This is a genomic window from candidate division KSB1 bacterium, assembly GCA_034506395.1.
Taxonomy (GTDB): Bacteria; Zhuqueibacterota; Zhuqueibacteria; order Thermofontimicrobiales; family Thermofontimicrobiaceae; genus Thermofontimicrobium.
The window spans coordinates 36388-42556 of the sequence record JAPDPQ010000039.1; the positions used below are offsets into that span (position 1 = coordinate 36388).

The 6169-nt window shown below is 43.5% G+C and carries 6 protein-coding genes; all 6 read right to left on the bottom strand.

Features of this window, described 5'->3' with window-relative positions; translation table 11 throughout:
• Positions 1–3: 3 nt before the first annotated feature.
• Complete coding sequence (locus tag ONB37_17830) at positions 4–792, bottom strand: tetratricopeptide repeat protein (GenBank protein MDZ7402023.1); 789 nt, start codon at positions 790–792, stop codon at positions 4–6.
• Positions 793–856: 64 nt separating this feature from the next.
• On the bottom strand, positions 857–1615 hold the full coding sequence (locus tag ONB37_17835; GenBank protein MDZ7402024.1) for a hypothetical protein: 759 nt from the start codon (positions 1613–1615) through the stop codon (positions 857–859).
• Positions 1612–2187: a sigma-70 family RNA polymerase sigma factor gene (locus ONB37_17840; GenBank protein MDZ7402025.1), complete on the bottom strand. Its 576-nt coding sequence runs from the start codon at positions 2185–2187 to the stop codon at positions 1612–1614. The genes ONB37_17835 and ONB37_17840 overlap by 4 nt, the downstream gene beginning before the upstream one ends.
• Positions 2188–3164: 977 nt before the next feature.
• Positions 3165–3932: an ABC transporter ATP-binding protein gene (locus tag ONB37_17845; protein MDZ7402026.1), complete on the bottom strand. Its 768-nt coding sequence runs from the start codon at positions 3930–3932 to the stop codon at positions 3165–3167.
• A 240-nt stretch (positions 3933–4172) separates the two neighbouring features.
• Positions 4173–5069 (bottom strand): ABC transporter ATP-binding protein, encoded by an 897-nt coding sequence (locus ONB37_17850; protein ID MDZ7402027.1) that lies wholly within the window; start codon positions 5067–5069, stop codon positions 4173–4175.
• A 238-nt stretch (positions 5070–5307) separates the two neighbouring features.
• Positions 5308–6168: a branched-chain amino acid ABC transporter permease gene (locus ONB37_17855; GenBank protein MDZ7402028.1), complete on the bottom strand. Its 861-nt coding sequence runs from the start codon at positions 6166–6168 to the stop codon at positions 5308–5310.
• Position 6169: the final 1 nt, after the last annotated feature.

The following is a 6169-nucleotide window of genomic DNA, read 5'->3' on the forward strand; positions in this document are numbered from 1 at the left end:
CTGTCAGTTCATCCGACCTTTTCTGGAGGGTTCTATTTTTCTGGGTGAAACTGGTTGGGAGGGCTGCGGCTTATGACTTGGCTGCTTGAAACTTGGCTCAGATTGTTTTCGCACGCGCGCTGGTTGTCGATCCGACTTAAGTTTGGGCGGCTGTTTGAGATGACGTCCCTTCTCCTCCTCCGACAAGCTGCGACGCATTCCTCCTGTTAGCGATGATTCATCGGATGGAACCGCCATTTGGGGCGATTCAAACCGCTGCAATAATGCTTTTCCAACAAACCGCATGTCCTTATCGCCATTATTGGCCATCTCCCTAAGCACCGGTATCGCCCGTTCATCCCCTAATTTTCCCAAGCTAAGTGCAGCCTGATACTTCACATTCTTATCCGATGACTCCAAATGATCGATTAAAAATCGTTCATAGCTTTTGTGACCCTGTCGTACAAATTTTTCTGCCAATCCAATCTGGTGCATCGTTGCATCATCGGCCCAGGGACTATTCGGATAATTGTCCTTCAATTGTTGATAGGAAAAAAAAGCATCCTCATCCTTCCCCTGCTCTTCCAAAATGTACGCCGACCAAAACTCTGCATCATCGATGTACTTGCTGTTTGGAAAATTCTGCTTGAGCAGTCGATACCTCTCGAGCGCCTGATCCCATTCACGCCGAATCCGCAAATCCATCGCCTCATTGAACAACTTGAAATCATCATCCTGTGCCATTAACATTGGCATGTGCAGCATTAACACAACTGCCATTACCCAGATTGAAATGCTTTTTGAACTCATCATCGTCTCATCTCGCTCCGCTAATTTATTCGACTGAATCAAACTGGCTGATCCTGAGCTAACCGCATTAAATCCCCTCTTGATTCATCGCCTTGATTTGAAGCAGTAGTTTCGTATCTTTCACTTGTTGCTGGACAAGCGATAGGATCTCCACATCGCCGGTCATGCTCACATTCTCAAGCTCTAACAAAATTAGCTCAATGCGATTTAGCAGCTCATCAAGTTGCATGTCTTCGATCTCACGGGCCTGCTCGCGCAACAACAATGTCTTTTGTAAAAGATAGCGATATTGAGCAGATTGGATCAAATTAAAAATCAATTGCTGATCTTCCATTGGATCCAGGTTCTTCACATCCAACAAGATCATCTCTGTTTGTCGCAAATAGCTCTTTAATATCGGCGATTCATTTACCAGAATATCAATTGCATGATTCGCCTCCGATGGAGTAGCTTCTGGCCTTGCCAACCAGCTTTTTGATGTGCCAATAAAAAAGCCAATCAGAATCAACACCACAGCTTCTGCCAGCCGAACCCCGATTGAAGGTCTTTTGATCCAAATATCCACCATGCGATCCCACCATGCACGACTCGGATCAACGGTATCATACCGCTGAGCTAATGCGAAATGATAGTCGCGCAACAGCGCTTTATCAGGCTTCCTGCGACGATATTTCCCTACCACACGCTTCGTCTCAGCCAAATATTGAATGTGCTGCTGGCATAGATCGCAATGGCTCAAATGACGCTGATATTGTTCATGCAGCACGGGATCGAGCTCCTTGAAAAAGTAATCAACCGCAAGAGAACCTTGATCACATTTTTTCATCGTTCATCCTTCAATTGTTTGCGCAGCTTAAGAGTCGCCCTTAAAATATGTCCACGAACCGTGACTGGATCACATCCAATAATTGCCGCAATTTCATCAGTTGTCCGCTGATGAAAATATTTCAGTACGAAAGCAGCTCTCTGCTGCGGCGAGAGACTTTTGACCAGATCCGCAACTCGAGATTGCAAATCTCGATTCTCAATTTGTTTCTCAACGAGCTGATAGGGATCTTCGATATTTTCGACTATTAGCTTTGTTTGCTCTTGATTTTTTGATTGATCGACGAAAATCGACTTCCGCCGTTTCCGACTGCGCTGAAAATCGATCGCTGCATTGGTGGTAATCCGATAAATCCAGGTTGAAAAACTCGATTCATCTCGAAAATAGACGATATTCTGAAAAGCCTGAAGGAAAACATTCTGTGCAACATCCTGCGCGTCCGTATAATTCCCAATCAAATCATAAGCCAAATACAGGACTTTATTTTGATACCTTTTCACCAATTTCCCGAACGCATTCCGATCGCCTTGTTTGGCTTTTTGCACCAGCTTTGTATCGCTCTCCTTGATCATCTCTACTATATTGACGGATGAATAACTTCTATCGTTTAATTAATTTATTGGAAGACCACCGAAAGACCTCCAATGTTAAACTATTAGCTATTGTGCCAAAATATAGCTATTATTTCGAACAATGTCCTTGTTATAATCGCTATGAAATTTTCATCTGAAAGTAATTTCAGAATTAGTCGCATACCTAATGTTAAAATGAGCCCTTATCTTTACCTGAGAAATGATCGAGCGTCTTAGCCATTTTGCTGCTCCCCGCTCCTGGATGCAACAAACGCAAAACACAACCAGTGCTTTACCATTCAGCTCTTGTTACATTCGTTTCAATCTATGGACTTTTACCACAAAATGCAAGCATTTTCTCTACTTGATCGCGACGTAGCATTAACTGTCTTTTACCAACGAATCGAAAAATATTCAGACCAATACTCAGCTGAGATTTCATGTTCCCAGAAAAGTTTTACCATCGATCTCAGCTTTGGCCAATTCCGTGTTTGTCAAGCAATGCTCATTCAGAAGCACAAATTTGGAGTGTTGTTGTTTCTAAAAGCAAAACTACCCTAATTAAATTATCGCAAAATTCTTTGATCTATCAAGTTGTGTGAAATCGACCTATGCTACTTTCATCCATGTAAGGGAGAAACAGCATAACTTTCACCAAGCGGTTTTCTACTCCACCATTTTTGAACCGAAGATAAGGACAAAGGCCTGAGCAAACTTGCAGTACAGCCCCTGGCTGCCATTCAAAAGTGAGCCATCAAACAGGCATTGATCCGCAATAACCAGAAGCGAATGGCAACGGCACGGGAGTTGAATATTGACAAAGGGACGCTGCGGAGGATGATGGAACGAACGGTTGGGGATTCGGGAGTGATTGGGTTTTTAGGTAATTAGATGATTAGATAATTGGGTAATTGGGGGAATGCAAACATCGGCAAATGAATTATTATTTGGTCAAATTATAAAATAATATTGCTGTCTTACCCTCCCAAAAACGCCCTTTTCACCTCCTCATTTTCCAGTAAATTTTTCGCTTTATCCTCAAACGCAATTTTGCCGATTTCAAATACATATCCCCGATCCGCATATTCTAATGCCATTCGTGCATTCTGCTCCACTAATAAAATTGTTGTTCCATTTTTGTTGATCTCTTTGATCTTGTCAAAAACGATCTCTACGAAGTTGGGAGAAAGCCCCAATGAAGGTTCATCTAACAACAGCAGTTTCGGTTTTAGCATCAATGCCCTGCCAATGGCAAGCATCTGCTGTTCCCCCGTGCTCAAAGTGCCAGCCTTTTGTTTTCGCCTTTTCTTCAAAAATGGAAACAGTTCAAAAACATTCTCCATCCGTTCCTTCACCACCGAACCCCCAACTCCCAAGCTGCTAACTCCTGAACGCTTAACTCCCCAACTCCTAGCTCCCAAACTCCCTAACTCTATCGTGAACGCCCCCATTTCCAGATTCTCCACAACCGTCATTGTCGGAAAAACCCGTCTCCCTTCAGGCACCAGGCATAAACCTTTCTTCACCAACTGATACGGCTGTTTACCATTTATTCTCTCGCATTGAAATAAAATATCCCCAGACTGCGGAGTTAATAAACCACAAATCGCCTTCAGCGCTGTGGATTTGCCCGCACCATTTGGCCCGATCATAGCGACAATTTCGCCCTCGCTCACGCCAAGCGAGACTGAATCCAGAGCGAGTACCCTATCATAAAAAACGGTTATATCTTTCACCAGCAACATTTCGGCACTTTTCCGATTATCAGCCACATAAACTCCTTATGTCAAAACTCTAAATTGAGATCTGCAAAATTAAAATTTTATTGTCATTCCGAACAAAGCGCAGCGAAGGGAGGAATCTGTATTTCTCATGGTATCAATTGATTAACCAGATTTTTCGCTTCGCTCGAAATGACTTTTTTTCTTGTTTTGCAGAACTCTATAAAATCCCAAAACGCTCAAACACCCGAACTCTGCAACTCTCTAACTCCGCAACTCCTTAACTCTCTTCCCAAGATACGCCTCGATAACCTTCTCATCCTTCGTCACTTCCTCTGGTGTTCCCTCTGAGATCTTTTCACCGTGGTCCAATACAATAATATGGTCGGAAATTCCCGTAACCACATTCATATCATGTTCGATAAACAAAATGGTCTTGCCCCGCTTTTTTAATTCCCTGATCACTTCCATGATTTTGATTCTGGTATTGGGAAATACTCCTGCTGTTGGTTCATCCAGAAGGAATAGCTCAGCATCGGTGGCCAGGGCACGACCGATTTCCAACAGCCGCCGCTGACCATGCGACATATTTTGGGCAAGTTCATCTTTTTTATCCGAAAGCCCCACCAACTCCAGATATTCCAGCGCCTTTTCTCTGTTCCTTTGTTCTTCATTCTTCATCGCCTTTGATTGCAGCAGGCCTGAGATAAGGCTTTCGCCTTTCTCATATTGGGTAGCGAGCAACATATTTTCCATAACGGTAATCTGCGGAAAAAGCCTGATGTTCTGAAACGTGCGTGAAATCCCTGCTCGGGCGATTTTATAGGGGCTGAGTCTGGTGAGTTGCAGAGTTATAGAGTTTGGGAGTTGGAGAGTTGGGGAGTTCGGGTGTTGGAGAGTTTGGGAGTTAGAGAGTTCTGGAGATTGCACTTGTTTAAACAAAAAGATATTGCCGCTATTTGGTCTTAGAAAACCGCTGATCAGATTAAAAACCGTAGTCTTCCCTGAACCATTTGGCCCAATTAGCGCCGTAATGGAGTTGCGCTCAATATCACATGACAGCCCATCGACAGCTCGCACCCCATCAAATTCCTTCACCAGATTCTGAATTCGCAGTATAGTTCTCTCATTACTCTTTTTCAATTGAACTTTGTCCATCATTCTCCCAACTCATCAACTCTTATAGACATCTGCAAAATACGAAAACCCGTCATTCCGAACCGCCAGTTGGCGGTGAGGAATCTCATTACTCTTTAATATGACGGATTGTACTTTAACGAGTATTTTCAACTGCGTCACTTCGCTCCTCGCAATGACTCGTTTTTTGCTATTTTGTAGAAGTCTATTGAACTTTTAAACTCCCAAACTCCACAACTCCTAAACTCTAAAACTCTCAAACTTATTTAAACCGATACACCCCCATAATCCCCTGCGGCCTTTTAATCATTAAAATCACCAGCAATAGACCGTAAATCATCTGTCGCATGGGCGCTGCGATGGATGACGACATTCCCAGAAATCGGAGCAGTTCGGGCAAAATAAAAAGAACGGTTGCCCCCACAATTGATCCCCTGATGCTTCCCATACCGCCAAAAATAACCATGAGCAAAATCGTTATCGATTCCGTGACCGTGAAACTCGATGGATCGATAAAGGTGATGTAATGGGCATAAAGACTGCCTGCGATCCCTGCAAAGAAAGCGCCGATAACGAACACTAACAATTTATGCTTAATTACATTTTTTCCCAACGCCTCTGCCGCAATTTCGTCCTCTCGGATCGACCGCAATACCCTGCCAAATGGAGAATTGACGATCCTGTTGATGACAAATATGGTAACCATCACAAAAAATAACACCAGTATCAAATACATCCAGATTTTGGATAATTGAATGCCGAAAAATGAAAATCCAGGTATACCTGGCAATCCCATGGGACCTCTGGTAAACGCCACCCAATTTTTTGCTATGGAGTAAACAATGACTCCCAGCCCAAATGTTGCCAGCGCCAGATAATCACCTTTTAACCGTATAGCGGGATAGCCGATGACGATTCCCAGTAATGCCGCCATACAAGCCCCGATAACCAATCCGATCCAAGGAGAAATCCCCATATTTAATGCTAACAGGCTCGAAGTATAAGCGCCAATACAAGAAAAAGCAGCATGACCCATTGCAGGTAATCCTGTATAGCCGACAATTAGATTCAGGCTTAGCGTGAGAATGACGTATATGCCCGCCATGAGCAATATGTGTAACAGG